Source organism: Bradyrhizobium shewense (genome assembly GCF_900094605.1).
Taxonomy (GTDB): Bacteria; Pseudomonadota; Alphaproteobacteria; order Rhizobiales; family Xanthobacteraceae; genus Bradyrhizobium; species Bradyrhizobium shewense.
Genome location: NZ_FMAI01000025.1, coordinates 40613 through 66184 on the forward strand (window position 1 = coordinate 40613; position 25572 = coordinate 66184).

At 65.1% G+C, this 25572-nt stretch carries 23 protein-coding genes; 15 read left to right on the forward strand and 8 right to left on the reverse strand.

Features of this window, described 5'->3' with window-relative positions; all coding sequences use genetic code 11:
* The first annotated feature begins 8 nt into the window (after positions 1-8).
* From trpD to moaC, 3 genes are read left to right on the forward strand one after another with little or no spacing between them, the layout of a single operon-like run.
* The gene (gene trpD, locus GA0061098_RS33785) at positions 9-1028 is read left to right on the forward strand and encodes an anthranilate phosphoribosyltransferase (protein WP_091965745.1); all 1020 of its coding nucleotides are present in this window, start codon (positions 9-11) and stop codon (positions 1026-1028) included.
* Between the two features lies 1 nt (position 1029).
* Positions 1030-1851 carry an indole-3-glycerol phosphate synthase TrpC gene (gene trpC / locus GA0061098_RS33790; RefSeq protein ID WP_091965746.1) on the forward strand — a complete coding sequence of 274 codons (822 nt, stop codon included), beginning with the start codon at positions 1030-1032 and terminating at the stop codon, positions 1849-1851.
* A 1-nt stretch (position 1852) separates the two neighbouring features.
* Positions 1853-2353 (forward strand): cyclic pyranopterin monophosphate synthase MoaC, encoded by a 501-nt coding sequence (gene moaC / locus GA0061098_RS33795; RefSeq protein WP_091965747.1) that lies wholly within the window; start codon positions 1853-1855, stop codon positions 2351-2353.
* Positions 2354-2367: 14 nt separating this feature from the next.
* Here the strand turns inward: moaC and GA0061098_RS33800 are convergent, their stop codons facing one another.
* Complete coding sequence (locus tag GA0061098_RS33800; RefSeq protein WP_091965748.1) at positions 2368-2961, reverse strand: CGNR zinc finger domain-containing protein; 594 nt, start codon at positions 2959-2961, stop codon at positions 2368-2370.
* 139 nt (positions 2962-3100) lie between these two features.
* On the opposite strand from GA0061098_RS33800, the gene GA0061098_RS33805 reads away from it, so the two are divergent.
* Positions 3101-4516 (forward strand): amidase, encoded by a 1416-nt coding sequence (locus GA0061098_RS33805; protein ID WP_091965796.1) that lies wholly within the window; start codon positions 3101-3103, stop codon positions 4514-4516.
* Complete coding sequence (locus tag GA0061098_RS33810) at positions 4513-5769, forward strand: MFS transporter (protein WP_091965749.1); 1257 nt, start codon at positions 4513-4515, stop codon at positions 5767-5769. The genes GA0061098_RS33805 and GA0061098_RS33810 overlap by 4 nt, the downstream gene beginning before the upstream one ends.
* On the opposite strand, the gene GA0061098_RS33815 is transcribed toward GA0061098_RS33810, so the two are convergent.
* A complete protein-coding gene (locus tag GA0061098_RS33815; protein WP_091965750.1) occupies positions 5750-5914 on the reverse strand; it encodes a Flp family type IVb pilin in 165 nt (54 codons plus the stop codon). The two genes, GA0061098_RS33810 and GA0061098_RS33815, sit on opposite strands and share 20 nt — an antisense overlap.
* 310 nt (positions 5915-6224) lie before the next feature.
* Between GA0061098_RS33815 and GA0061098_RS33820 the strand changes: the two genes are divergently transcribed.
* Entirely contained in the window at positions 6225-8957 is a 2733-nt protein-coding gene (locus GA0061098_RS33820) for a bifunctional diguanylate cyclase/phosphodiesterase (protein WP_091965751.1), read from the forward strand.
* Between the two features lie 309 nt (positions 8958-9266).
* On the forward strand, positions 9267-10019 hold the full coding sequence (locus GA0061098_RS33825) for an SDR family oxidoreductase (protein WP_091965752.1): 753 nt from the start codon (positions 9267-9269) through the stop codon (positions 10017-10019).
* Between the two features lie 74 nt (positions 10020-10093).
* Here GA0061098_RS33825 and GA0061098_RS33830 read toward each other — a convergent pair whose 3' ends face one another.
* Positions 10094-11431: a S41 family peptidase gene (locus GA0061098_RS33830; protein ID WP_091965753.1), complete on the reverse strand. Its 1338-nt coding sequence runs from the start codon at positions 11429-11431 to the stop codon at positions 10094-10096.
* Positions 11432-11773: 342 nt separating this feature from the next.
* On the opposite strand from GA0061098_RS33830, the gene GA0061098_RS33835 reads away from it, so the two are divergent.
* The 7 genes from GA0061098_RS33835 (at position 11774) to GA0061098_RS33865 (ending at position 18378) form a co-directional block, all read left to right on the forward strand.
* A complete protein-coding gene (locus tag GA0061098_RS33835) occupies positions 11774-12907 on the forward strand; it encodes an alpha-hydroxy acid oxidase (RefSeq protein ID WP_091965754.1) in 1134 nt (377 codons plus the stop codon).
* 8 nt (positions 12908-12915) lie between these two features.
* The gene (locus GA0061098_RS33840; RefSeq protein ID WP_165637766.1) at positions 12916-13545 is read left to right on the forward strand and encodes an HAD-IA family hydrolase; all 630 of its coding nucleotides are present in this window, start codon (positions 12916-12918) and stop codon (positions 13543-13545) included.
* A 168-nt stretch (positions 13546-13713) separates the two neighbouring features.
* Positions 13714-13920 (forward strand): hypothetical protein, encoded by a 207-nt coding sequence (locus tag GA0061098_RS33845; protein WP_091965798.1) that lies wholly within the window; start codon positions 13714-13716, stop codon positions 13918-13920.
* A 225-nt stretch (positions 13921-14145) separates the two neighbouring features.
* Complete coding sequence (locus tag GA0061098_RS33850) at positions 14146-15357, forward strand: molybdopterin molybdotransferase MoeA (RefSeq protein WP_091965755.1); 1212 nt, start codon at positions 14146-14148, stop codon at positions 15355-15357.
* A gap of 176 nt (positions 15358-15533) precedes the next feature.
* Positions 15534-16235 carry a transcriptional repressor LexA gene (gene lexA, locus GA0061098_RS33855; RefSeq protein ID WP_091965799.1) on the forward strand — a complete coding sequence of 234 codons (702 nt, stop codon included), beginning with the start codon at positions 15534-15536 and terminating at the stop codon, positions 16233-16235.
* A gap of 563 nt (positions 16236-16798) precedes the next feature.
* Complete coding sequence (locus GA0061098_RS33860; RefSeq protein WP_028141557.1) at positions 16799-17233, forward strand: hypothetical protein; 435 nt, start codon at positions 16799-16801, stop codon at positions 17231-17233.
* Between the two features lie 203 nt (positions 17234-17436).
* Positions 17437-18378: a GAF domain-containing protein gene (locus tag GA0061098_RS33865; protein WP_091965756.1), complete on the forward strand. Its 942-nt coding sequence runs from the start codon at positions 17437-17439 to the stop codon at positions 18376-18378.
* A 9-nt stretch (positions 18379-18387) separates the two neighbouring features.
* On the opposite strand, the gene GA0061098_RS33870 is transcribed toward GA0061098_RS33865, so the two are convergent.
* Both GA0061098_RS33870 and GA0061098_RS33875 read right to left on the reverse strand, forming a co-directional pair.
* Entirely contained in the window at positions 18388-20664 is a 2277-nt protein-coding gene (locus tag GA0061098_RS33870) for a ComEC/Rec2 family competence protein (protein WP_091965757.1), read from the reverse strand.
* 96 nt (positions 20665-20760) lie between these two features.
* Positions 20761-20994 carry a DUF2171 domain-containing protein gene (locus GA0061098_RS33875; protein ID WP_091965758.1) on the reverse strand — a complete coding sequence of 78 codons (234 nt, stop codon included), beginning with the start codon at positions 20992-20994 and terminating at the stop codon, positions 20761-20763.
* A gap of 388 nt (positions 20995-21382) precedes the next feature.
* Here GA0061098_RS33875 and GA0061098_RS33880 point away from each other — a divergent pair, with 388 nt between their 5' ends.
* Positions 21383-22705 carry an MFS transporter gene (locus GA0061098_RS33880; RefSeq protein WP_091965759.1) on the forward strand — a complete coding sequence of 441 codons (1323 nt, stop codon included), beginning with the start codon at positions 21383-21385 and terminating at the stop codon, positions 22703-22705.
* 135 nt (positions 22706-22840) lie between these two features.
* Here GA0061098_RS33880 and GA0061098_RS33885 read toward each other — a convergent pair whose 3' ends face one another.
* The 3 genes from GA0061098_RS33885 to GA0061098_RS33895 form a co-directional block, all read right to left on the reverse strand.
* Complete coding sequence (locus GA0061098_RS33885) at positions 22841-23203, reverse strand: SPW repeat protein (RefSeq protein WP_165637767.1); 363 nt, start codon at positions 23201-23203, stop codon at positions 22841-22843.
* A gap of 171 nt (positions 23204-23374) precedes the next feature.
* Positions 23375-23761 carry a nuclear transport factor 2 family protein gene (locus GA0061098_RS33890; protein WP_091965761.1) on the reverse strand — a complete coding sequence of 129 codons (387 nt, stop codon included), beginning with the start codon at positions 23759-23761 and terminating at the stop codon, positions 23375-23377.
* A gap of 7 nt (positions 23762-23768) precedes the next feature.
* Positions 23769-25445, reverse strand: coding sequence for a glutamine--tRNA ligase/YqeY domain fusion protein (locus GA0061098_RS33895; RefSeq protein ID WP_091965762.1), 1677 nt, complete (start codon positions 25443-25445; stop codon positions 23769-23771).
* Between the last annotated feature and the right edge of the window lie 127 nt (positions 25446-25572).

Sequence of the window (25572 nt, forward strand, 5' to 3'; positions counted from 1 at the left end):
AGCACGCGATGGACGACCTGAAATCGATCATTGGAAAAGTGGCGACCGGCGCCAGCCTGTCGCGTGAGGAAGCGGCTTCCGCCTTCGACGCCATGATGTCGGGCGAGGCCACGCCCTCGCAGATGGGCGGCCTGTTGATGGCGCTGCGGGTACGCGGCGAGACCGTGGACGAGATCACCGGCGCTGTTACGGCGATGCGCTCCAAGATGCTGAGCGTGACGGCACCGCCTGAAGCCGTCGACATCGTCGGCACCGGCGGCGACGGCTCCGGCTCGGTCAACGTCTCGACCTGCGCCTCCTTCATTGTGTCGGGCGCCGGCGTGCCGGTGGCCAAGCACGGCAACCGCGCGCTGTCGTCGCGCTCGGGCGCGGCCGACGTGCTGGCCTCGCTCGGGGTGAAGATCGACCTCAGGCCCGAACAGGTCGGCCATTGCGTGCGCGAATGTGGCATCGGCTTCATGTTCGCTCCCGCTCATCACCCGGCCATGAAGAATGTCGGCCCGACCCGGGTCGAGCTTGCGACACGCACGATCTTCAATCTGCTCGGCCCCCTGTCCAACCCGGCTGGCGTGAAGCGGCAGATGGTCGGCGTGTTCTCGCGGCAATGGGTGCAGCCGCTGGCGCAGGTGCTGAAGAACCTCGGCTCCGAATCCGCCTGGGTCGTCCACGGCTCCGACGGCCTCGACGAGATCACCCTCACCGGCCCGACCTTCGTCTCAGCGCTCCACAACGGCGAGATCCGCAATTTCGAGGTGACGCCGGAGGATGCCGGCCTGCCGCGCTGCGAGGCCGGCGCGCTCAAAGGCGGTGACGCCGACGCCAATGCAATCGCCCTGCAGAGCGTGCTCGACGGCAAGCCGAGCGCCTACCGCGACGTCGCGCTGATGAACGCCGCCGCCGCGCTGGTCGTGGCCGGACGCGCCAAGGACCTCAAGGAGGGCGTCGCGATCGGCATGAAGTCGATCGACAGCGGCGCCGCCAAAGCGAAGCTGAAGCACCTGATCGCGATCTCGAACGGCCAAGCCTGACATGTCGGACATCCTGACCAAGATCGAAGCCTATAAGCGCGAAGAGATCGCAGCCGCCAAGCGCGCCGAGCCGCTCTCGGCGGTCGAGGCGAAGGCCAAGGCGCAAGCCGCACCGCGCGGCTTCGTGCAGGCGATCAAGGCCAAGCACGCCAATGGCGACTACGCGCTGATCGCGGAGGTGAAGAAAGCGTCGCCGTCGAAGGGGCTGATCCGCGCCGATTTCGATCCGCCCGCGCTCGCGAAAGCCTATGAAGCCGGCGGCGCGGCCTGCCTGTCGGTGCTGACCGACAGGCCCTCGTTCCAGGGCCATCTCGACTTCATGGTGGCGGCGCGTGCGGCGACGGCATTGCCGGTGCTGCGCAAGGATTTCATGTTCGACACCTACCAGGTGGCCGAAGCGCGCGCGCATGGCGCCGACTGCATCCTGATCATCATGGCCGCGCTCGATGATGCCACGGCAAAAGACCTCGAAGACGCCGCGCTCGCCTACGGCATGGATGTGCTGATCGAGATCCACGACCGCGCCGAGCTCGACCGCGCGCTCAAGCTCCGCTCGCCGATGATCGGGGTCAACAACCGCAATCTTCGCACCTTCGAGACCACGCTCGCGACCAGCGAAACACTGGCGCCGCTGATCCCCGGGGATCGGCTGATGGTCGGCGAAAGCGGCATCTTCACGCCCGCCGATCTCGCCCGGCTCGAGCGCGTCGGCATGTCGACCTTCCTGGTCGGCGAAAGCCTGATGCGGCAGGCCGACGTCACCGCCGCGACGCGCACGCTGCTCGCGCGCGAGAGTGCGGTGCGCGCGACGGGCACGCGCTGACATGGCGCGCAAGCCGTCCAAGAAAGCCGTCCCCGCCCTCACCCATATCGGCACCTCCGGCGAGGCGCGGATGGTCGACGTGTCCGACAAGCCGGCGACCGAGCGGCTTGCGGTCGCGGAAGGCCGGGTCGTCATGACCAAGGCGACGCTCGATCTGATCGTATCCGGCAACGCCAAGAAAGGCGACGTGCTCGGCACGGCCCGCATCGCCGGCATCATGGCCGCCAAGCGCACCTCGGAGCTGATTCCGCTCTGCCATCCGCTGGCGCTGTCGAAAGTGACGCTCGACATCGAGCCCGACGTGAAACTGCCGGGCTGCCTCGTCCGCGCCAGCGTCAAGGTAACGGGTCCGACCGGCGTCGAGATGGAGGCCCTCACGGCCGTCTCGGTCGCCTGCCTCACCATCTACGACATGATCAAGGCGGTGGAGCGCGGCGTGCGCATCGAGGGCATCCATCTGGTCGAGAAGCTCGGCGGCAAGTCCGGCCACTACCGCGCCTGACTGCGCAATCCGCTCTATTTCGCCTCGCGCTGCCGCTCGCGATAAGCGCGCGTCTTCATCCGGTTACCGCATAGCGTCGACATGCACCACCGCCGCGTCGATGGTTTCGACCGGTCGAAGAACACCCGGCGACAATCCTCCGACGCGCACATCTTCAGCCGGTCCAGCGTTCCCACGAGGGTTGCGTCATGAAGCTCGATCGCGATGGCCGACAGGCCGGCGAGCGCATCCTCGCGCGCCGCTGACAGCGTTGCGCCACGGCCTGCGTGCGCCTCGACCCGCAACGGAAACGGCGCCAGCGCGTCATTGAGCGTGCCGAGAACGCTCTTGTTCCGGAGCCGCTCGCTCGGCTCACACTGCAGATAGGCACGCAAGGCCTCGCGTATCCTCAGCGCAGTCTCGAACATTGCAGGCGTGACATGGCCGCGCTTGGCGCCAAGGCCGCGTTCCCGCATCCAGTCCGCCAGGTCCTTCGGGCCGCCAAGCGCATCGCTCTCCGGGTGCTCCACGCCGAAATGCGTGAAGTGGCGAACATCGAGCGTGTTGGCGAAATCGTAGAGGTTCGCCAACACGTCGGGAACCTGGAATTTGCGCGACTCTTTCGACATCGGAACACCAAAGATTTGAACACCAGTAAAACAGATTTACTGGTTGACGGCAAGCGACACCTGTATCTTCTTTATACAGGTGTCGAACGATCCTTCGGGGTCGAGCGCCTCTGCAATCACCGGAATGGAGAATCGAGCCGTGGCCGACGCCCTGCACTATCTCGAACTCACCACGCTCGCGGCACGCCTCAAGGCCCGCGAAATCTCGGCGCAGGAGGTGACGCGCGCGCAACTCGACAGGATCGCCTCCGTCGACCGCGATCTCGGCAGCTACGTTCACGTGATGGCGGAAACAGCCATGGCCGAGGCGGAAGCCGCGGACGCCGACATCGCGCAGGGCAGGTATCGGGGCCCCCTGCATGGCATGCCGATTGCGCTCAAGGACCTGTTCTGGACCGAAGGCGTTCCGACGGCGGCAGGCACCACGCTTCATCGTGACTTTCGTCCCAGTGAAGACGCAACCGTCGTGCGCCGGCTCAAGAACGCGGGCGCCGTGATCCTCGGCAAGGTGCAACTCACCGAGGGCGCCTATGCCGATCACCATCCGCTGGTGAAACCGCCGAAGAATCCGTGGAATGCGAGCTACTGGCCAGGTATCTCGTCCAGCGGCTCGGCGGTCGCGACGGCTGCCGGACTTTGCTTCGGCTCGCTCGGCTCCGACACCGGCGGTTCGATCCGCTGGCCCTGCGCCGCCAACGGCCTGACCGGATTGAAGCCGAGCTGGGGCCGCGTCAGCCGCCACGGCACCTTCGAGCTTGCCGCGTCACTCGACCATGTCGGACCGATCGGCCGCAGCGCGGCCGACGCCGGTGCGCTGCTCGGCGTCATCGCCGGACACGATCCGAACGACCCGACATCGCTGATCGATCCGGTGCCCGACTATCCGGCCGCCGCCGCACAGGACGTGCGGGGCTTGCGGATCGGCGTCGATCCTGCCTGGAACAGCGACGACGTGGACGTTGCGACCCAGCGCGTGCTGGCGGACGCCATCGATGCTTTCCGCGCTCTTGGCGCCGACACCGTCAATGTCCGATTTCCCGACGTCACGCAGGCGATCGCCGACTGGACGCCGAACTGTGCGGTGGAAGCTGCGGTCGCTCATGAGGCGACCTATCCCGCCCGCAAGGATGATTATGGTCCGATCCTCGCCTCCGTGATCGAGACCGGCCGCGCTCTCTCTGCTCTCGACTATCAGAAGATCCTGCTGCGGCGGCTGGCGCTACGCGGCCAGGTGACTGCGCTGTTCGAGACCATCGACCTGCTGCTGATCCCGGTGCACCCGTTCCCGCCAGTGACGCTTGCCATGATCCAGACGCTCGGCGAACAGCCGGATCTGATCGCGAAGCTGCAGCGCTACACCTGCCCGTTCGACATGACCGGTCATCCCACCATCACGCTGCCAGGTGGTGCGTCCGCGGACGGGCTGCCGATCGCGTTCCAACTCGTCACCGCCCATCTGGACGAGGCCACGCTCGTACGCGCCGGCGCGGCCTTCCAGCGGGCCACGTCCTGGCATCGTCGCCATCCTTCCCTCACCTCGCGGAGGCAGCATTGACCATTCAACCCACGCTCGCTCAGCGAAGCATTTTCCATGGCTGGTTCGTCGTCGCGGCGGCGTTTGCCGTCATGTTCGTCGGCTTCGGCTCCGCCTACACGTTCAGCGCATTCCTCGAGCCGCTCCAGCGCGATTTCGGCGCCTCGCGCGGTTCGATCTCGCTGGTGTTTTCGATCGCGGGCTTTCTGTACTTCGCGCTCGGCCTCGTCAGCGGTCCCCTCGCCGACCGGTTTGGCTCGCGTCCGCTGGCCGTCGCCGGCATGATCCTGGTCGCGGTCGGACTTGCGGCCGCGAGCGCTGCCCGGTCCGTCGTCGAGGTCTATCTCGCCTACGGGCTTGGCGTCGGCCTCGGCGTCGGCTGCGCCTATGTTCCGGCCATCGGCGCGGTGCAACGCTGGTTCGTCAGGCGCCGCGGCTTTGCCTCCGGGCTCGCGGTGAGCGGCATCGGGCTCGGTACACTGGCGATGCCGCCGCTCGCCTCATTGCTGATCGCCTCGGTGGGCTGGCGCGGAGCCTATCTGGTGCTGGGCGCGATTGCGCTGGTGCTGGGCGGCGGGATGTCGCTGCTCATCGAGAACGATCCGAAGCACCGCGGCCTCGGACCCGATGGCGATCCGCCTCGCGATGCCGCGGGCGCCAACAACGCCGGCGGCGCATCCGTGCGCGAGGCCATCCGGTCGACGCGGTTTGTCGCCCTCTACCTATCGTGTCTGGTCTGCTCGTTCGGAGCCTTCGTCCCGTTCGTCCATCTCGTGCCCTACGCGCGCGATCACGGGGTCGCGGCGTCCTCTGCCGTGCTGCTGCTCGGCGTGATCGGGGCCGGCAGCACCGCAGGCCGCTTCTTTCTCGGCGCACTCGCCGACCGGATGGGCCGCGACCGCTCGCTGATCATGGTCCTGACCGGAATGGCGCTCGCGATGGCGATCTGGGCCATTGCCGCTGATGTCTGGACCCTCGCCGCTTTTGCCTTCGTCTACGGCGTGTTCTACGGCGGCTGGGTCGCGGTGCTGCCCTCTGTGGTCATGGACTATTTCGGCGGACGCAATGTCAGCGGAATCATCGGCATTCTCTACACCAGCGTGGCGTTCGGCACGCTGATTGGCCCGAGTGCGGCCGGCTTCGCCTACGACGTCAACCACAGCTACACGATGCCGATCCTGATCAGTGCCGCCGCGAACATCGTCGCGGCGCTGATGGTGGTGGCGATACTGGCGCGCAGCGGAACCCGCGCGATCAGCGCAGCGACGCGCTGATCGCGGTGAATTTGCTGTTGAGCTTGGAGCCCATGCCATTCACGACAGTGATGATGGCCAGCGCGATGCCGGCCGCGATCAGGCCGTACTCGATCGCGGTTGCCCCACGCTCGTCGGCAAGGAAGTTCTTCAAGGTGTTTTTCATCGTTGCGTCCTCTCTGTGTCGTCAGCAGGCATCTCGCAAATCACGTGCCAATCCCGACGCGAGGATCTACAACACGTTAGATGGTTAGGCCTTGGTTGATTGTGGCGTGGCCGGCAGGAATTGACCGGCGCCCTCGAATGCCTTCGGCAATTCCTGCCCGCTGTATCGCGCACCTCGGTTGCATTTGCGCGCGGCCGTTCACACAGCGTTAACCGCGCTTCCTAACTTCGCCTCCACACCGTTCCCGTAAACCAACGGGTGTCTTCGGGGCCAAGAATTGATCCTGACGTGTGCACGGCAATGATCCAGCATGATGACGAGATTCGGCAGTCGCCTCTTTGACCACGCCTTCGTGCGCAGCGGACCGATCCGCTGGCTGGTGGTGGGCGGCGCCCTGCTGATCGCGGCCATCGCCATTGGCTCGGTCCTGATGGCGCAGAACTTCCGCGAGCGGACGCTGCGCAACTCCAGCCGCGAGCTGGAAAACACCGTGCTGCTGCTCGCCCATCATTTCGATCAGCAATTGCAGGATTTCGCGGTCATCCAGAAGGACTTCGTCGATCACGTCCGCACGACCGGAATCAGGACCGTGGAGGACTATCGCAAGCGCCTCGCCGGCGAGGACGTCCACCGGATGTTGCGCTCGAAGATCGAAGCGCTGCCCTACATCGGCGGCGTCAACATCATCGATGCCGAAGGCAATCTGATCAATTCGTCGACGGCATGGCCGGCTCCGAAAGTGAACGTTGCCGACCGCGCCTATTTTCGCACTTTCAAATACGATCCCTATTCGCCTGATATCCTGATCGAGCCGTTGCACAGTCGCATCTCCGGCGCCTGGACCGTCCTGATCGTGCGCAGGATCGTCGGGCCGAACGGCGAGTTCCTGGGTGTTGTCGGGCGCGGCATCGAGCCCGCCAATTTCGAGAAGTTCTTCGCCTCCGTCGTGCTCGGCGAAGGCGCGACGATCTCGATGCTGCATCGGGACGGCACGCTGCTCGCCCGCTATCCCCATTCCAGCGAATTGATGGGGCGGAATTTCAAGTCCGGCACGACCGCGCAGCAGAGAGTCTTCGACCTCGATCACTTCGCCGGACGATTCATGAGCCCCGTCGACGGCGAAGACAGGCTGATCTCCTCGCGCGCCCTGCCCCACTTCCCGATCCTGATGATGGCCACCACGACGCGCGCCTCCGCCTTGACGGACTGGCGCGAGCAGATCGGCATCCTGATCTCGGTGGCCGCCTCTTCCGCGCTCGCCATCGCAGGCGTGCTGATCGCGGTCGTGCGCAAGCTTCTGGAGCAGCACCGCCTCTCGCGGGAACGGCTGACGCTGGAAAAGCAGCGGCTCGATCGCGCCGTCAACAACATGACGCAGGGCCTCTTGCTGTTCGACGCCGAGCAGCGGCTGGTGGTCTGCAATCAGCGCTATCTCGAAATGTACGGACTGTCGGCCGAGATCGTGAAGCCCGGCTCGAGCTTCCACGACATCATCGCCCATCGCAAGGCGACCGGCTCGTTCACGGGCGACATCGACGACTATGTCGTGCGCGTGCTGAAGGGCGTCCATACGCGCAATTCCATGGTGGTCGACACCTCCGACGGCCGCTCGATCCACATCCTCAACGAGCCGCTCACGGACGGCGGCTGGGTGGCGACCCATGAGGACATCACCGAGCGCCGCCGGATCGAGGAGCGCATCACCCACCTCGCCCATTACGACGCGCTGACCGACCTGCCCAACCGCACCATGTTCCACGAGCATCTGCGCGAAGAGCTGGCCGCAGTCGGCAACGACGAACAGATCGCGGTGCATTACATCGACATCGACGAGTTCAAGGGCGTCAACGACGCGCTCGGCCATCTCGTCGGCGACGAGCTGTTGAAATCGATTGCCGCAAGCCTGCGCCGCTGTGCCGGCCCGGCGGATTTCGTGGCGCGGCTCGGCGGCGACGAATTCGCGATCATCCAGAGCGCGGTGGCGTCGCTCGACCAGGTCAACGAGCTCGTCGCACGGGTCTTTACCGCCATCCGCGCGCCGTTCGACTGCATGGGCCACCATCTCACCACCGACGCCAGCATCGGCATTGCGCTCGCGCCGGAACACGGCACGGCGCTCGACCAGGTCCTCAAGAACGCGGACATGGCGATGTACGCCGCCAAGTCCGCCGGGCGCCGCACCTATCGCTTCTTCGAGCCGGAGATGGATGCCAAGGTCCGCGAGCGCCGGCAGCTCGAGGGCGACCTGCGCCACGCCATCGCCCAAGGGGGGCGCGATGGCGGCCTCGAGGTCTATTACCAACCCTGCCTCAGCCTGAAGGATGATCGCATCACCGGCTGCGAGGCATTGGTGCGCTGGCGTCATCCCGCGCGCGGCATGGTCTCGCCGGCGGAGTTCATCCCGATCGCCGAAGATACCGGCCTGATCAACGAGATCGGCGAATGGGTGCTGGCGACCGCCTGCCGGGACGCTGCGAACTGGCCCGACGACATCCGCCTCGCCGTCAACGTCTCGCCGGTGCAGTTCAAGAGCGGCACGCTGGCGCTGAAGATCATGGCGGCGCTCGCTGCTTCCAACCTGCCGGCGAGCCGGCTCGAGCTCGAGATCACCGAGGCGGTGCTGATCCGCGACGACGACACGGCGCTGGCGATCCTGCACCAGCTCCGCGCCATCGGCGTGCGCATCGCGCTCGACGATTTCGGCACCGGCTACTCGTCGCTGAGCTATTTGCACCGCTTCCCGTTCGACAAGATCAAGATCGACCGCTGCTTCGTCGACGACATCGGCGGCCCCGACGGCTCGGCCAGCATCGTCCAGGCCGTCGTCAATCTGGCGGCCGCGCGCCGCATGACCACCACGGCCGAGGGCGTCGAGACGGAGGAGCAGCAGCGTCTGCTCCGCGCGCTCGGCTGCTCCGAGATGCAGGGCTATCTGTTCAGCGCCGCGAAGCCCGCCGACAAGGTGCAGGAGCTGTTCGCGCTGCATCGCAGCCGGCTCGCCCAGCGCGGCGGCGCGAAAGCCCGCCGCCGCGAGGCGAGTTAGGCTCGCCGCCCTCACCTCGGACTTGACGATCACGGGCGCCCAAAGTATCTACGCACCCGTAGCTCCGTGTCAGACGGCGCTGCCGTAGGCGTTACCGTCATCCAACGCGTCCTTTGTCGAGAGGATCCCAGCAGGGAGTTCTCGATTCACAAGACGCCACGGTATGCCATTTCCCCTGCTTGCGGACCCCATTCAAGACGTTGATTCACCGCGGCCCATCGGCGCCGCGATGGGGCTGTCTTGTCGGATTGTTCGTCGTCGGGAGTCCAGGAGTTGCCGTGGCCTTCACCTCAGTCGAAAGGCAGCAACATGAAAATGACTGGCAACACGATCCTCGTCACTGGCGGCACCAGCGGCATCGGCCGCGCGCTCGCTGAAGCCTTCCACGACCGCGACAACCGCGTCATCGTCACCGGAAGACGGCAGGCCCTGCTCGATCGGATCACGGCCGAACGTCCCGGCCTGATCGGCCTACCGCTCGACCTTGACGATCCCTCGGCATTGCCACGCTTGTCGGCCGAGGTGCGTTCGAGTTTCCCCGAGCTCAACGTGGTGATCGCCAATGCCGGCATCTCGCGTCCGGAGGACATGAGCGCGGATTGGAATGTTCTGGACGCACAAGCCATCGTCGAGACCAACATCATGGGCGTGCTGCGCGTGACGGCAGCATGTCTGCCGTTGCTGAAGAGGCAATCCAACGCGACCATCATCGCGACCAGCTCGAACCTCGCCTTCGTGCCGCGTGCCGACTTCCCGACCTACTGCGCCAGCAAGGCGTTCCTGCATTCCTGGCTGCAGTCGCTGCGGCATCAGCTCCGCAAGATCCCGGTCGAGGTGCTGGAGCTTGCGCCGCCCTATGTGCAGACCGAGCTCACCGGCACGCAGCAGGCGAGCGATGCACGCGCCATGCCGCTTGCTGCCTATGTCGCGGAAGTCATGCAATTGCTCGAGCTGCGGGTGCATCCCCGCGATGAAGTGCTGGTCGAACGCGACCGCGCACGGCGATGGGCCGAGCGCGACGGCCGCTACGAGGCGACCTTTGCCGCCCTGAACCCGAGCTGAGGCGAGGCCCAAAACAGAATCGCCCGGGAGTGGACATCCACTCCCGGGCGATCGATGTCTGGGGAACGTAAGATCTAGTTCGGCACCGCGGCCTTCGACGCGGGCTTTGCGGCCACCGCATTGGCGGTGACGCCGTGCAGGAAGTCGAAGGCCGCATGCAGGGCCTTGTCGTCCTCCTCCTTCGGCGGAACATAGGACTGCGATCCGGTCTGCTCGCCACCCTCGCCGGCTGAGAGATGCCCGCGCATCTGGGACTCCGCCATGGTGTCCATCCGGCCCTTCAGCTCCGGCGGCACGTCCTGCAGGATCTCGATGTCGGGGGCGATGCCCTGGGCCTGGATCGAGCGGCCGGACGGCGTGTAGTAGCGCGCGGTGGTCAGCGCCAGCGCGCCATTGCCGGCACCGAGCGGAATGACCGTCTGCACCGAACCCTTGCCGAACGAGCGCGTGCCGATGATGGTCGCACGCTTGTGATCGTGCAGCGCGCCGGCCACGATCTCGGAAGCCGAGGCCGAGCCGCCATTGACCAGGACCACCAGCGGCTTGCCCCTGGTGAGGTCGCCGCCATGCGCGGTGAAGCGCTGGGTCTCTTCCGGACTGCGGCCGCGGGTCGAGACGACCTCGCCGCGCTGGAGGAAGGCGCTCGACACCGAGACGGCCTGGTCGAGCAGACCGCCCGGATTGTTGCGCAGGTCCATCACGTAGCCGGTGAGCTTCTCCTGCGGCACCTGCTTGGAGATCGCGGCGATCGCCTTCTTCAGGCCGTCGGTGGTCTGCTCATTGAACGAGGTGACGCGGATATAGCCGATGTCGCCGTTCTCGACGTGGAAGCGCACCGGGCGCACATGGATGATCTCGCGCGTGATCGCGACGTCGAGCGGCGCGTCCGCGCCCTTGCGCACGATGGTGAGCTTGGTCTTGGTATCGACCGGGCCCTTCATCTTGTTGACGGCCTGCTCGAGCGTCATGCCCTGCACGGCCTCTCCGTCGATCTTGCTGATGAGGTCGCCGGACATCAGGCCGGCCTTCGAGGCGGGGGTATCGTCGATCGGGGAAACGACCTTGACGAGACCGTCTTCCATCGTGACCTCGATGCCGAGGCCGCCGAACTCGCCGGAGGTGGTCTCCTGCATCTCGGTCCAGGCCTTCGCGTTCATGTAGCGCGAATGCGGATCGAGCGAGGTCACCATGCCCGTGATCGCGCCTTCGATCATCTTGGCGTTGTCGGGTTTCTCGACATAGCTCGCCTTGACGCGCTCGAACACCGTGCCGAACAGGTTGAGCTGGGAATAGGCATCGTCCGCGCTCGCTGCCGCCCGTGCCGCCCATACACCACCGTGCGGGCTGGCGACCAGAAGGGTGAGACACGCTCCGGTGAGCGCGCCCAGAGGGAACAGCAGGGTTTTCCGCATGGGTGGGCTTGCCTTTTTGCTTGGCGGTTCGCTTGAGCTTGCCTGGGCTCGTCTCTCGAGACTTGGGAAGCAGACTTGGGACGCGCCATGCAATTGGCGATCCAGTCCACTTCTCACAATACCATTCTGGTTTCTTCAAGGCCGGGACGCACCGCCGACCGGTACACCGCAAAAATCGCTTCGTTCGGGCCTAAACTTTTGGCAACGTTGCAGGACTGGCCCGCCCCAAGGGGGAATCGGTGCGACCATCCACGCCGCGCAGCCATGCCATTTTAGGATGGTTTTGGAGCGCTGGACGGGTTAGGCGATGACACAAGGCTTCAAATTCTCGGGAGGATAACAATGAACGAAGCACCCCGGATCCGGCCGGAACGGAACGTCGAGCTCGGCGCCAGCAACGAGCCGTTCCAGAACCTGCACGAATTCATTCGGAAAGCACGGGCCAACCTCAACCAGAACGCCTGGGACTACATCGTCGGCGCCGCCGAGACCGAAACCACGATGCGCCGCAACCGCATGGCGCTGGACGAGATCGCCTTCCGCCCACGCGTGCTGCGCGACGTCCGAAAGGTTGACGGCTCGGTTCAGCAGTTCGGCCGCAAGATGCGCCTGCCGGTGGTACTCGCCCCCGTCGGCGCGCTCGAGATCTTCGATCCGGATGGCGCGGCGAGCGTCGCGCGCGCTGCCGGCACCTTCGGTGCGGCGCACATGCTGAGCTCGGTGTCCGAGCCCGGCCTGGAGCAGACCGCCGAAGCCGCGCCGGATGCGCTGCGGCTCTATCAGCTCTATGTCCGCGGCGACGACGCCTTTGTCGCCGATGTCGTCAGCCGGGCCGAGAAGAGCGCCTATGCCGGCTTCTGCCTGACCGTCGACACTGCCCATTACAGCCGTCGTGAGCGTGACATCGCCAAACGCTACGTCCGTGAGAGCCGCCTGCGTGCCACCGGGGGCGATTTCCAGAAGGGCCTGGAGTGGCGGACCGTGAAGATGATCAAGGACAAGTTCAGGATTCCGCTGATCCTGAAGGGCATCGCCACCGCCGAGGACGCCCAGATCGCGGTCGATCACGGTGTCGAATGGATCTACGTCTCCAACCATGGCGGCCGCCAGCTCGACCACGGCCGCGGCGCCATGCATGTGCTGCCCGAGATCGTCGAGGCCGTGAAGGGCCGCGCCAAGATCATGGTCGACGGCGGCATCTGTCGCGGCACCGACATCGTCAAGGCGATCGCGGCGGGCGCGGACATGGTCGGGATCGGCCGGCTGCAATGCTGGGCGCTGGCGGCGGCCGGCGAGGCCGGCGTCGCGCGGATGCTGGAGCTGCTGGAGGACGAGGTGCTGCGCTGCCTCGGCCTTTTGGGCGCCACGTCATTTGCCGAGGTCGACAAATCCTGCCTGCATCCGGCGACCGCCACCAACGCGCCGAGCGTGTTCAGCGCATTCCCGCTGTTCGACCATGATCCCTATCGATACTGAGTGAAAGGATGCAGGTGACATCGCTCTCTCCCGGCAGCGCGGATGCGCTGCTGTTCGATCTCGGGCGCGTGGTGCTCGACATCGACTTCTCCAAGGCGATCGCCTGCTGGGCGGGCCATGCCGGCTGCCAGCCCGAGGCCATCGTCGCGCGCTATGTGCGTGACGAGGCCTACCGGCTGCACGAGGTCGGCAAGATCAGCGACGAGGATTATTTCGCCTCGCTGCGTGCATCGCTCGGCATCGGCATTTCGGACGCGCAATTCCTGGAAGGCTGGAACGCGATCTTCGCCGGCGAGATGCCTGATATCGCCGAGCTGCTGCCGCGCGCGGCGAAACAGATGCCGCTCTACGCCTTCTCCAACACCAACCGGCCGCATGTCGACTATTTCTCGAAGGAATACGGCGAACTGCTCGGCCATTTCCGCGCGCTGTATCTGTCGTCAAGCATCGGCCTGCGCAAACCGGACGCGGAAGCCTTCGACCATGTCGTCGCCGCGATCGGCGTGCCGGCAGGGCGCATCGTGTTCTTCGACGATCTCGCCGAGAACATCGAGGGCGCGCGGTCGCGCGGGCTGACGGCGGTGCATGTGACGTCGCCGCGCGACGTCGGGAACGCCTTGAAGGCATTGGGCATCTGACGATCTCCGCTCAGCGGGAGGCGCCAACGTCGGGCAGTCTTCCGGAACCAATTTTGCCCAAAATGAGGAACCAGAGCGCTTTGTGCATTTTTGTACGGAGTTCCGGGAACGGAATGGCCCCTTCCGGACTCTTGAGTCCGTTGGGACTTCTACACCGGACTTATGGACGTGCTGGGCAAAACCTATCTCACCAAGCAAGCCTCTCTCCTGCTTGAATTCGCAAGAACCACCTCGGATTCGGACCTTTCCGCCAAGCTGATCAGCAAGGCCGCCGACCTGAAATCCCAGGCCGATCCGCTGCCCGACAAGGATCAAGGCCCGAAGGCTCCCGACGTCGCGCTGGACGACGGGCCGGACCGGCCGAGCGGGAGTTGAGCGATGCTGGCCGTGGCACTCGTCATTCTCGTCCTCGCCATGGCCACCCTCCTGCCGATCGGTCTCGCTCTCTGGATCATGCCACGCCAGGCCTGAGCCCGCTTTCCGTACTGCCGGAAGCGGCAGGATAAATCGTGCCCGCTCCGCATTTTTGCCTCTGCTCCCGCGCTCGGCTAGAAGACTGTCGGAACATTTCGTCCGAACGTGCCGAGCAGGAGTTTCGCCGTGGCCTTGATGCCGGTTTCCGACGCCCTTGCTGCGGTGCTGGCGGGTGCAGCGCCGCTGCCTGCAGAGATGGTTTCACTCGACGAAGCGCACCATCGCGTGCTCGCCCATGACGTCGCTGCGCGGCGCACCCAACCGCCCCAGGCGATGTCGGCGATGGACGGCTATGCCGTGCGCGCGGCCGATGCGGCAACAATCGATTCAAGGCTGACGATGATCGGTGAGGTCGCAGCGGGCCGTCCGTTCACGGGAAGGGTCGGCGCCGGCGAAGCCGTGCGGATCTTCACCGGCGGCGTCGTTCCCGACGGCGCGGACGCAGTCGTGATCCAGGAGGACACGATCGCCGAGGGCAAGCAAATAACGATCAAGGAAGCCGCGATCGTGGGTCGGCACATCCGCCCCGCCGGGGTCGATTTCCGCGAGGGCGACGTCCTCCTGCGCAAGGGAACCCGTCTGACGGAGCGCGATCTCGCCGTCGCCGCTGGAATGAATCACCCGCATCTCGCCGTCTGCCGCCGCCCGAAGGTCGCGATCCTCGCCACCGGCGATGAACTGGTGATGCCGGGCTCAACGCCCGGGCACGGCCAGATCGTCTATTCCAACGGCTACGCCCTGCACGCGCTCGCCCGCAGCGAGGGCGCCGAGACCATCGACCTCGGTGTCGCCGCCGATACGCTGGAGGCCACCACCGCCGGCATCCGCCGCGCGCGCGAAAGCGGCGCCGACGTCCTGGTCACGACCGGGGGCGCATCGGTCGGCGACCACGATCTGGTCCAGCAGGCGCTGAAGGACGAAGGCATCGCGATGGCGTTCTGGAAGATCGCGATGCGGCCCGGCAAGCCGATGATGCACGGACGCTTAGGGACGATGGGCGTCATCGGCCTGCCCGGCAACCCCGTGTCGTCCTACGTCTGCGCCTTCCTGTTCATGGTGCCGCTGATTCGCGCGCTGTCGGGCCGTTCGGTGATTCATCACCGTCGCGAGCGCGCCGTGCTGGGCCGCGATCTCGGCGCCAATGACCAGCGCGAGGATTATCTGCGCGCGCGCCTGGAGCTGCGCGACGACGGCACGCTCGTCGCCCTTCCCGTCAGCCATCAGGACTCCTCTCTGCTTGCGAATCTTGCTGCAGCACAGGTACTTCTCGTGCGCGCACCGTTTGCGCCGAAGGCCGAGGCCGGCAGCCCTTGCGAGGTGCTGCGGCTCCCCGTCTGACCTGCGCGGCCACACGCATTCCGCGCGCTTCGTTCTGTTCACGCTAAATTAAGCAGTTGCGGAACATGTATCGAACATATAGTGTCCGTTCATGATTTGTTTCGAGGATGTAGCGGCTTATCGCTGAATTCATCGTCTCGGAATCGAACGACATCAACCGGGGGACTTTGGTCGAGATGTTAACGCGCAAACAATACGAGCTTCTGCGGTTCATCAGCGAACGCTTGAAGGAAAGCGGCGTGCCGCCGTCCTTCGACGAGATGAAGGATGCACTCGACCTGCGCTCGAAGTCAGGCATCCACCGCCTGATCACCGCGCTCGAAGAGCGCGGCTTCATCCGCCGCCTGCCCAACCGCGCCCGGGCCATCGAAGTGATCAAGCTGCCGGAGCTCCAGGCTGCCGCCGGCAACCGACGCGGCTTCACGCCAAGCGTCATCGAGGGCAATCTCGGCAAGGTGCGCGCGAGCTCCAGCCCGTCCGCAGACGAGGGCGAGCGACCCGTTGCGGTGCCGGTGATGGGCCGCATCGCGGCCGGCACCCCGATCGAGGCATTGCAGACCCGCAGCCACACCATCAGCGTGCCGCCCGACATGCTCGGCTCCGGCGAGCATTACGCGCTCGAAGTGCGCGGCGATTCCATGGTCGAGGCCGGCATCCTCGACGGCGACATGGCGTTGATCCAGCGCAACGAGAGCGCCGATACCGGCGACATCGTGGTGGCGCTGATCGACGACGAGGAAGCCACGCTCAAGCGCTTCCGCCGCCGCGGCGCCTCGATCGCGCTGGAGCCTGCCAATGCCGCTTACGAGGTGCGCATCCTGCCGCCGAACCGCGTGAAGATTCAGGGCAAGCTGATCGGGCTTTACCGCAAGTACTGATACCGGAAGTAGTCAGCGCCTGGCGCGCGCCTTCGATCGGCATCGCCGATCAGAGATTGGAGCGGATGATGGTCCGCTCCGGCTGGATAGTCTTTCTGGTACTGCACAGATTGTCCGGCCCCTCCTCCTTTCGCGAACATCCTCGGCAGGCCGCGCGAAGCAACATCGCTTCGCGGCCTTTCGAGTTCGAGGGGGACAGCCCAAATGCGGCAGATCGTTTGAGCGCAGCCGCAGCGACGCTGGTTGCATCATCATGTCGGCCAGGACACGGCCGTGATCTAGAAAATCCGCAACGACCGCGATGCAGCGCGTACACAGCCGAGCTCACGATACTCGGGCTGGCTGGTTTCGCCGGTCGTTGACGCGCGCCTGCCAAATGCACGGAAGCCGACTTTGTTCCTATCGAATTCGGAAAAGATGGAAAAGATAATGTGATCGGGGCTCGCGGATCCCAGCCGTAGATTTGCCTACAACCAAGCAGACCGTCACGTGCTTCCACTCTGGTAGGGGCCTGCGCCTCCGAAAGAGGTGCGGGTCGCTATCTCTGCATTGAGGAGCACCCGATGTGTGACTACAGCCTGCATGCCGTCGCGACGCGCCCCGCAGAAGTCGGCGAGACGATCGTCACGACAACATTCCGCGGCACCTCGACGCGCGGCTTCGCCTCCGAAGCCGATCTCTCCGTCGCGGTCTGCCTGCTGCCGGGAACGGAGCTCGCTTTCGCCGACAACGTCCGTTACGACAACCGCTGGATCTGGACGCGCACCGTCAACTCCCGCGTCGGCAAGTTCGGCAAGATCGATCCGCACATTCCCGATCGCCATCATGATGCGATTGAATTCCCGGACGGCAAATCCGTGCTGGTGACGCAGCTCGTCGAAGGCCAGCGCGCAACCGTGCTGCAACTGCCCGTGACCCAGCCGATCGGCGAGCGCGAGCACAAGCCACAGATCATCGCCGACAGTCGCCCGACGGTCACGCGACTGCCGATCGGCTGACGCCCCGGCCGACAGGTCGAGGGCCAGGATTGAAATGCCGTCGCCGGCCGAGGCCGGCGAGCCCGGTGGGTTTTTGTTTCACGACATTCGAGCGGCGAACCTCGTCGCCGCACGAAGTTTGGGCCGTCCTGCCTGAATTTTGAACCTCCGCTCCGCAGCCAAATGACCGATGCTGTCGTGATCTGAGGCGGCGGACACGCTCGATGAAAACCTTCATTCGCGTCGTTGAACTCTGGGTGCCTGACCGGACGCGCATGCGGCTGGAATTCGGCGGCGGCCTCTACGATGAAGGGCTGTCCGCGTTCAAGGCCGTCAGCGAAGAGCTGCACTTCGGATATGACGAGGGGCTTCCAGGCAAGGCCTGGGCCTGCGGCCATCCCGTCATCCTCACGAAATTCGCCAACTCCTATTTCAAGCGGACTGATCAGGCCGTCGCGGCCGGCCTCACTTGCGGCGTGGCGGTGCCGGTGTTCGCGGGCGAATTCCTGCAAGCGGTGATGGTGCTGTTCTGCGGCGACGACGAGGCGCATGTCGGCGCGATCGAACTCTGGCGCAACGATCCTGATCTCTCCCACGAGATGGGCCTCGTCGACGGCTATTACGGCGCAGCTGACATGTTCGAATTCAACTCCCGCCACACCAGATTTCCTCGCGGCTTCGGACTGCCCGGACGCACCTGGAAGGCTGGCCTGCCGCTGATCATCAAGGACCTGCACGACGCCAAGAGCTTCCTGCGCTGGGAGGACGCAGCCAAGGTCGGGATCAATCTCGGCGTCGGCGTGCCCTACCGAACCGGCACCGACCAGACCTGGGTCCTGACATTCCTCTCCGCGCAGGCAACGCCGATTGCGCGACGCTTCGAGATCTGGGTCCCTAACGAGGCCCGTTCGGCGCTGGTCTTTCGCGCCGGCGATTGCAGCGCGCACACCGACCTTGACGCGCTCTATGCGACCAGATTCATCGCCCGAGGACAAGGCAGCATCGGCGGCGCCTGGGCCACCGGCATGCCGGCGCTCAACGACGATCTCACCCACGACGGCTCGGTCGCCGGCTCGGACGCCTGCGCAGCGGGGTTGAGGCGGATGGTGGCCCTGCCAGTCATCGGCAACGCAAGGCTCGAGGCCGTGCTGGCCTGGTATCTGTAATCGATCGCGTCAATCGTCGGCCTGCAAGTCGGTCTCCGATGGCGTTGCGTCGCGGCTGCGGGGAGCCGCCTTCGGCGCAAGGCTGCCGTCGAAATCACCTTCGCCGGCACCGGCCGGTAACCACGGGCGGTTCGTGCCTCTTGTCCTCACCGCCTGAACCGAAAAGCCGTCGCCACGCTGGGTCAATGCCAGCGCGCCCTGGCGAGCGAGCCGCGGCCGATCCACCACCATCGCCGCACAATCGGGCGGCGCGGGCCGTGACGTCACCACCAGCGCGGCCCGGCTGCAATCGTCCGCCAATGCGTCGATGCGCGAAGCCAGCGCGACCAGCCGTCCGTCGGCGAGCGGCGTCACGCAGCCGGACTCGTCGCACGATATGCCGCTCGCCAGCGCGCTACTGCCGGCATCGCGCGGATCGGCGTCGGCGGCCAACCACTCCTTGAGCAGGAAATTGTCCTTGCCCGCCCTGATCAGATGCAAACGCCCGTCTCCGCCGCGCACCGCGACGCTCGCGCCGTCCCCTGCGATTAGGATATCGGGCTGCCGCACCGACAGCCCCCAGCCGATGGAAACGAGCAGCACCATGGCACCGCACCAGCGCAAGGGCGTGCGCAACAGGCTCATCACGATGATCCCCAGGCTCGCGGCGATCAGCGGCGCGATGCCAAAAGCCGGGATGCGGCCGACCGCGCCCGGCAATGCCGCCACCCAGCGCGAGACCGCGACCATCCAGTCGATCCCGATCCCCATCAGCCACCAGAACATGCCGTCGAGCCCGAACGGCGCCGCGAGCAGGCCCAGCAGCCCCGCCGGCATCACCAGCGCAGAGACCACCGGCATCGCGCCGAGATTGGCGAGCACGCCGTAGGGCGTGACGCGGTGGAAGTGGAAGGCGGCGTAGGGCGTGGTCGCAAGCCCGGCGATCAGCGAGGCCAGGAACAGCATCGCGATCTCGCGGCCGCCCCACATCGCGACGCGCGCGGTCGCCGAATGATCGGGTGAGGCAAACAGGTTCGGCATGCCGATCTGTACCAGCGCGACGAGACCCAGCGTCGCGGCAAAGGACATCTGGAAACTCGGATGCACAAGCGCTTCCGGCGCGACCGCGAGCACGATCAGCGCCGCCACCGCGAGCGTACGGAAGGTGATGGCGCGGCGATCGACCATCACGGCGATCAGCACCACCGCCGTCATGAAGAACGAACGTTGCGTCGCGACCTCCGCGCCAGACAAGAGCAGATAGAACGCTGCCGCCACCAGCGCCGCGGCCGCCGACCAATTCTTGATGGCAAAGCCGGCCGCCAGTCCCGGGATCAAGGCCAGCAGTGCGCGCACCGCGAAGAAGACGACGCCCGCGACCACCGCCATGTGATAGCCGGAGATCGACAACACGTGCCCGAGCCCCGAGATGAACATCGCGTCGTTCACGGGCGTGGAAATCGCATCGCGCCGTCCGGTGAGCAGCGCTGTCGCGATCGCGCGGTTGTCCCCCTCGAGCGTGGCGCGGATGCGGGCGTCGATCGCATCGCGCAGGCCCTGCATGAAGGCGGCGTAACGCAGCCGCAGGCCGCCGGCATCGGGCGGGATTGAAGCCGTGATCGCGCCCATCACGAAGCCGGAGGCGCCGATGCCCTGGAAGAACATGTCGCGCGAGAAATCGTAGCTGCCCGGGCGCACCGGCGAGAGCGGCGGCATCAGCCGCGCCTTCAATTGAACGAAGCTGCCGACCTCGGGCGCAGTGCCCTTGCGCACCGACAGGCGGACGCGTTCCAGCTTGACCTCGCTGCGCTGCGCCTCCATCGCGGTGACGCGCAGCACGAAACGATCGGTGCGCTCGCGGATATCGCGGGCCTCGACGAAGCCCGACAGCGACACCGAATAGAGCGGCTTGGCCAGCACGGGGTGGGCGATGCGCGCCGTCTTCCAGGTCGCCACGGCAAAGCCGGAAGCGACCGCCGCAATCATGATCGAAGGCGCTAACAGCCGGCTCCGCCGCAACAGGATCGCGCCGAGCAGGAGTACGGCCGCCGTTGCCGCGACGACCCATAACACCGGCTCGTGATCAGCAGCGAAGTAGAGCGCGATGCCGCCGCCAAAGGCCACCGGCACCCACGGCAGCAGGCGCCCGGGGCCGGCCTCGGCACGGGCCCATTCGCCTAGCGTTTCGACGATTACGGGCCAGATGCCAAAGCCCGCGGGGGCAAAGCCGCCGGCCGGGCTAGCGCGGCCGACCGGCCACGTCCCGGCAACTCCCTGGGACCGCACTGGCCGGCCCGGCTCCGCCATGTCCCTGCACCTTACGCGACGCGACTGGCACTGAGGCTACCGGAACGTGCGACCGCGCGAATAGCGGTACAGATCAGGAACGCGAGCAGGCGCCCCCTACTTTTCCTCTTCCATGGTCACGGCGACCGAGGCCTTGGCAGACAGCCGCACCTTGTTGCCTTCGACGTCGGCAACGAGGCCCTTGTCGATGAAATGATGGTGGCCCTTGTGGCTGCCCTCGCCGCTGTCCTTCTTGGTCAGCTTGATGCGGTTGCCTTCGACGCGATCGACCGTGCCGATATGGACGCCGTCGGCGCCGATGACTTCCATATGCTCTGCGATGTTCTGCATGGTGGGTTCCTTTTCCGGCCCCCTCACAACGCCTGAGACGCCTTTCCGTTCGCTGATTACGAGACGTCGCGGACAATTCGAGTCCTTGCGATCTCTGTCGCAAAAGCGCCCCGTGTCAGATCGATTGAGCCGAAAGTCTCATAAGTTGGCAGCCCGTGGTGGGATTACACTACGGTTCCCCGCCTCCCCGACAGACGGGCAGGCCAGTGGTGGCTCGCGGCTCTAAGGCCGCCGGAGCTCTTCTCAGGTGGCGCCAAACGCGCCTGAGGTCAGACGTTGCCGACGCAACTCTTTGAATTGGCGCCTGCAACGCCGCGCATCACGCTCTCCGCGAGAAGATCGACGCTGAATCAAGCGAGGAGACGTTTTGAAACCATAGGAGGCACACATGCAGGTACCGAGCGATTTTCGCCGCGTGATCATCGCTGCGTCGGTAGGAAACATCATCGAATGGTATGATTTCTATATCTTTGGCAGCCTGGCCGCAGTTCTATCGGTCAAGTTCTTTGAGCAGTCCCACCCCATCGCCGCCCTGCTCAGCACGATCGCGCTGTTCACGGCAGGATTTCTGATCCGTCCGGTGGGAGCATTCCTGTTCGGATGGATGGGTGACCGGGTCGGCCGCAAATATACGTTTCTCGTCACGCTCACCGGAATGGGACTGGGCACGGGAGCGATCGGATTGATCCCAACCTACCAGTCGATCGGGCTGACGGCTGCGATCCTTCTCTTCGGCTTGCGCATGATCCAGGGGCTGTGCCTGGGCGGCGAATATGGTGGCGCCATCACCTATGTTGCCGAGCATGTGCCTGACGACAAGCGCGGCTACTACACCGGCTGGCTACAGACCTCTCCGACTCTCGGGATCGTGGTATCGCTGGCAGTCATCATCCTGACCCGAACCTATGCCGGCAATCAGGCCTTCGATGAATGGGCGTGGCGCATTCCGTTCCTGGTGTCCTTCCTGCTGGTGGCCATCGCGATCTATATTCGCCTCCAGCTCCAGGAGACGCCGATCTTCCAGGAGATCAAGGCCCGCGGACAGATGACGAGGAATCCGTGGAAGGAGGCCTTCCTCAGTTCGAACGTCAAATACATCGGGATCGCCATTGTGGTCCTGATCGGACAGGGCGTGGTCTGGTACAGTGGTCAATTCTGGGCGCTATACTTTCTGCAGCAGGTCTCCAAGGTGGACCCGCTGACCTCGGCCTACATCGTGGGAGCAGCATTGCTCATTGCAACGCCGAGCCTGATCTTCTTTGGCTGGCTGTCGGATCAGATCGGCCGCAAGCCGGTGATCCTCGGAGGCATGCTGCTCGCCGCGATCACGTACTATCCGCTGTATCTGTGGCTGGGATCGGTCACGCAGCCCGGAAACATCAACTATCCGACCGCTATCTTCATCATCTTCATCCTCGTTTGCTACGTCGGGATGGTGTACGGGCCGGTCGGCGCATTTCTGGCAGAATTCTTCCCCGCCAGGATCAGGTACACGTCGGTCTCCGTGCCGTACCACATCGGCAACGGCTGGGGTGGCGGATTGGTGCCGTTCATCACCTCGGCGGCATTCGCCGCGACCGGCAGCATCGGCTACGCACTGATCTACCCGATCGTGGTCCCCGCGGTGTGCTTCGTGCTCGCTGTCTTCCTGATGCCGGAGACGCGCAAGATCAGCATCTGGCAACCGATCGAGCCCAGAGCCGCATTGTGATGGCTTGTGATGGGATGACCTGGTGCAGGACCGCGAGGCCCTGCACCGCACATTTCCTTCGGAATGCCGGAGCCAAATCCCCCCTCTCCGACCGTCAGTGGATAGAGGTCGGCGAAGTTCGGCTAACCGCTCTTGTCAGCCGGCTGGATGATGCCAGCGATCGTGCCACCAGGCGGTGAAGTCACGATCGGTCATCAGTTCCCAGCCGCCGAGCAAGATCACCAATATGCCCGACAATACGCTGCTCACCGTGGCTGATGCTGACTCATAGCCAATGGTCCAAGGCGCCAGCACAAGAGCCAGACCCAGCAGCATTTCTCCCCACTCTTCCAGATATGACGGGATGACAAACGCTTCTACGGCAAAGAGCACGACGCCGAGCCCGAGCGCGATGGTGATCCAGACAGCCGCCCCGGACAAGCCAAGGACGAAGGACGACAGGACCAGCCATACGCCGACCAACAGGCTGGCAGCATCTTGCCAATGTTGGATGCGCATAATGCTCACCTCCCCTCTTCCAATTAGATGGGGCGCACCGATGAAAATGCATCCATCCAACCTGCGTTATGTTGCCGCTGCGCTGATCCGGGGCGCCCATCCTGACACGTATGTCGCTGGAAAGGGCCCCAGCAACCGCCTTGCGTCAGGACGCAGGACGTTCCGCTGCCGCTAGATCAGCGATATCCGCGACGAGGCGTGGTGATTGACGATCTTCCAACCGCCGTCTTCGCGGATGATCACCCAGCTCATCTTGACGATGAGATCGTCCCGCTCGCCCGCGAGATCGAACGAGATTGTCGCGGCCATGTTGATCAGATCAGGGCCGGCCTGCGCTGCGTTCACGTCGGAGAACACGGCACTCGGCTTGCGCCAGCGCGGCAGGCCGTTGAAATAATCGGCGACGCCGTCCCTGCCCCGATAGAGTTTTGGGTTGGAGCCGAAGAAGAACGCGCTTTTCGAATAGAGCGACGACAGCGCGGCCGCATCGAGCGTCGCGAAGCCGGCGCACCATTTCGCGATGATGGCGGAAACGATGGCGTCGGCCTCTTTGCTCATGTGCGCCTCAACCTTTCGCGACTTCCTTCGCGAAAGTGTCGCGCAGGCCGATGGTGCGCGAGAACACCGGCTTGCCGGGCGTCGAGTCCTTGTCGCGCACGAAATAGCCCTGGCGCTCGAACTGCATCGGCTCGGTCGCATTGCTCTCCGCCACCGATGCCTCGATCCGCGCGTCCGCGAGGATCTCCAGCGACTGCGGATTGAGATCGGCCGCGAAGTTCGAGGCGTCCGGGCTCGGATTGGCGAACAACTGGTTGTAGATGCGGATCTCCGCGGGCACCGAATTCGCCGCGGGCAGCCAGTGCATGGTCGCCTTGACCTTGCGGCCGTCGGGCGCGTTGCCGCCCTTGGTCGCGGGATCGTAAGTGCAGCGCAGCTCCACCACCTCGCCGGCGTCGTTTTTGATCACGCCGGTGCATTTGACGAAATAGGCGTAGCGCAGCCGCACCTCGTTGCCCGGCGACAGGCGGAAGAACTTCTTCGGCGGGCTCTCCATGAAGTCGTCCTGCTCGATATAGAGCTCGCGGCCGAACGTGATTTTCCGCGTGCCCGCCGAGGGATCGTCCGGGTGGTTGATCGCCTCGAGCTCCTCGGTCTGCCCTTCCGGATAGTTCTCGATCACGACCTTGAGCGGGCGCAGCACGCCCATGCGCCGCTGCGACGTGCGGTTGAGCTCCTCGCGGATGCAGAACTCGAGCATGCCGACGTCGACCACGCTATTGGCCTTGGCGACGCCGATGCGCTTGATGAATTCGCGCAAGGCGGCTGGCGGCACGCCGCGGCGGCGCATCCCCGCCATGGTCGGCATCCGCGGATCGTCCCAGCCGGCGACATGGCCGTCGCGGACGAGCTGAGTCAGCACGCGCTTGGACAGCAGCGTATAGGTGATATTGAGCCGCGCCATTTCGTACTGATGCGGCCGCGAGGGTACCGGCAGCTTCTCGATGAACCAGTCGTAGAGCGGCCGGTGGTCCTCGAACTCCAGCGTGCAGATCGAATGCGTGATGCCTTCAATGGCGTCCGACTGGCCGTGGGCGTAATCGTAGCTCGGATAGATGTGCCACTTGGTGCCGGTGCGCGGATGGTGCGCATGCAGGATACGGTACAGCACGGGGTCGCGCAGATTGATGTTGCCCGCGGCCATGTCGATCTTGGCTCGCAGCACCCGCGTGCCGTTCGGGAATTCACCGGCCTTCATGCGGCGGAACAGGTCCAGGTTTTCGTCCACACTGCGGTCGCGGAACGGCGAGTGCTTGCCGGGCTCGGTCAGCGTGCCGCGCGAGAGGCGGATCTCCTCCTGGGTCTGGTCGTCGACATAGGCGAGGCCGTCGCGGATCAGCTGCTCCGCCCATTCGTACAGGCGGTCGAAATAGTCCGAGGCAAAGAACAGGTTCTTGCCCCAGTCGAAGCCGAGCCAGCGCACATCGGCCTGGATGGAATCGATATATTCCTGCTCTTCCTTGACCGGATTGGTGTCGTCGAAACGCAGATGGCAGCGGCCCGGAAACTCCTGGGCGATGCCGAAATTGAGCGCGATCGACTTGGCATGGCCGATATGCAGATAGCCGTTCGGCTCCGGCGGGAACCGGGTCACGATCTCCCTGTATTTGCCCTGGTCGAGGTCGGCCTGGATGATGTCACGAATGAAATCGCGCGCAACCTCAGCTGCCACCGGTTCTGTCATTACGAAAATCCTGTCGAGAAATCAGCGGTTCTTCTGCCAAATTCGGAAGGCTGAGCCAAGAGCTTAAGCAAGGCCTTGAGCGGGGCCCGGCAGGTCCGCCGACAGGCTTTGTTTATGTCCCGTTCCT

What these genes read in the sequence shown, in the direction of transcription:
- GA0061098_RS33815 (WP_091965750.1), bottom strand. Translation starts at nt 5,914, where the DNA reads ATGAAAAACACCTTGAAGAACTTCCTTGCCGACGAGCGTGGGGCAACC.
- GA0061098_RS33885 (WP_165637767.1), bottom strand. Translation starts at nt 23,203, where the DNA reads ATGCGCATCCAACATTGGCAAGATGCTGCCAGCCTGTTGGTCGGCGTA.
- trpD (WP_091965745.1), top strand. Translation starts at nt 9, where the DNA reads ATGGACGACCTGAAATCGATCATTGGAAAAGTGGCGACCGGCGCCAGC.
- GA0061098_RS33880 (WP_091965759.1), top strand. Translation starts at nt 21,383, where the DNA reads ATGCAGGTACCGAGCGATTTTCGCCGCGTGATCATCGCTGCGTCGGTA.
- GA0061098_RS33830 (WP_091965753.1), bottom strand. Translation starts at nt 11,431, where the DNA reads ATGCGGAAAACCCTGCTGTTCCCTCTGGGCGCGCTCACCGGAGCGTGT.
- moaC (WP_091965747.1), top strand. Translation starts at nt 1,853, where the DNA reads ATGGCGCGCAAGCCGTCCAAGAAAGCCGTCCCCGCCCTCACCCATATC.
- GA0061098_RS33800 (WP_091965748.1), bottom strand. Translation starts at nt 2,961, where the DNA reads ATGTCGAAAGAGTCGCGCAAATTCCAGGTTCCCGACGTGTTGGCGAAC.
- GA0061098_RS33895 (WP_091965762.1), bottom strand. Translation starts at nt 25,445, where the DNA reads ATGACAGAACCGGTGGCAGCTGAGGTTGCGCGCGATTTCATTCGTGAC.
- lexA (WP_091965799.1), top strand. Translation starts at nt 15,534, where the DNA reads ATGTTAACGCGCAAACAATACGAGCTTCTGCGGTTCATCAGCGAACGC.
- GA0061098_RS33820 (WP_091965751.1), top strand. Translation starts at nt 6,225, where the DNA reads ATGATGACGAGATTCGGCAGTCGCCTCTTTGACCACGCCTTCGTGCGC.
- GA0061098_RS33870 (WP_091965757.1), bottom strand. Translation starts at nt 20,664, where the DNA reads ATGGCGGAGCCGGGCCGGCCAGTGCGGTCCCAGGGAGTTGCCGGGACG.
- trpC (WP_091965746.1), top strand. Translation starts at nt 1,030, where the DNA reads ATGTCGGACATCCTGACCAAGATCGAAGCCTATAAGCGCGAAGAGATC.
- GA0061098_RS33840 (WP_165637766.1), top strand. Translation starts at nt 12,916, where the DNA reads ATGCAGGTGACATCGCTCTCTCCCGGCAGCGCGGATGCGCTGCTGTTC.
- GA0061098_RS33890 (WP_091965761.1), bottom strand. Translation starts at nt 23,761, where the DNA reads ATGAGCAAAGAGGCCGACGCCATCGTTTCCGCCATCATCGCGAAATGG.
- GA0061098_RS33860 (WP_028141557.1), top strand. Translation starts at nt 16,799, where the DNA reads ATGTGTGACTACAGCCTGCATGCCGTCGCGACGCGCCCCGCAGAAGTC.
- GA0061098_RS33825 (WP_091965752.1), top strand. Translation starts at nt 9,267, where the DNA reads ATGAAAATGACTGGCAACACGATCCTCGTCACTGGCGGCACCAGCGGC.
- GA0061098_RS33875 (WP_091965758.1), bottom strand. Translation starts at nt 20,994, where the DNA reads ATGCAGAACATCGCAGAGCATATGGAAGTCATCGGCGCCGACGGCGTC.
- GA0061098_RS33835 (WP_091965754.1), top strand. Translation starts at nt 11,774, where the DNA reads ATGAACGAAGCACCCCGGATCCGGCCGGAACGGAACGTCGAGCTCGGC.
- GA0061098_RS33865 (WP_091965756.1), top strand. Translation starts at nt 17,437, where the DNA reads ATGAAAACCTTCATTCGCGTCGTTGAACTCTGGGTGCCTGACCGGACG.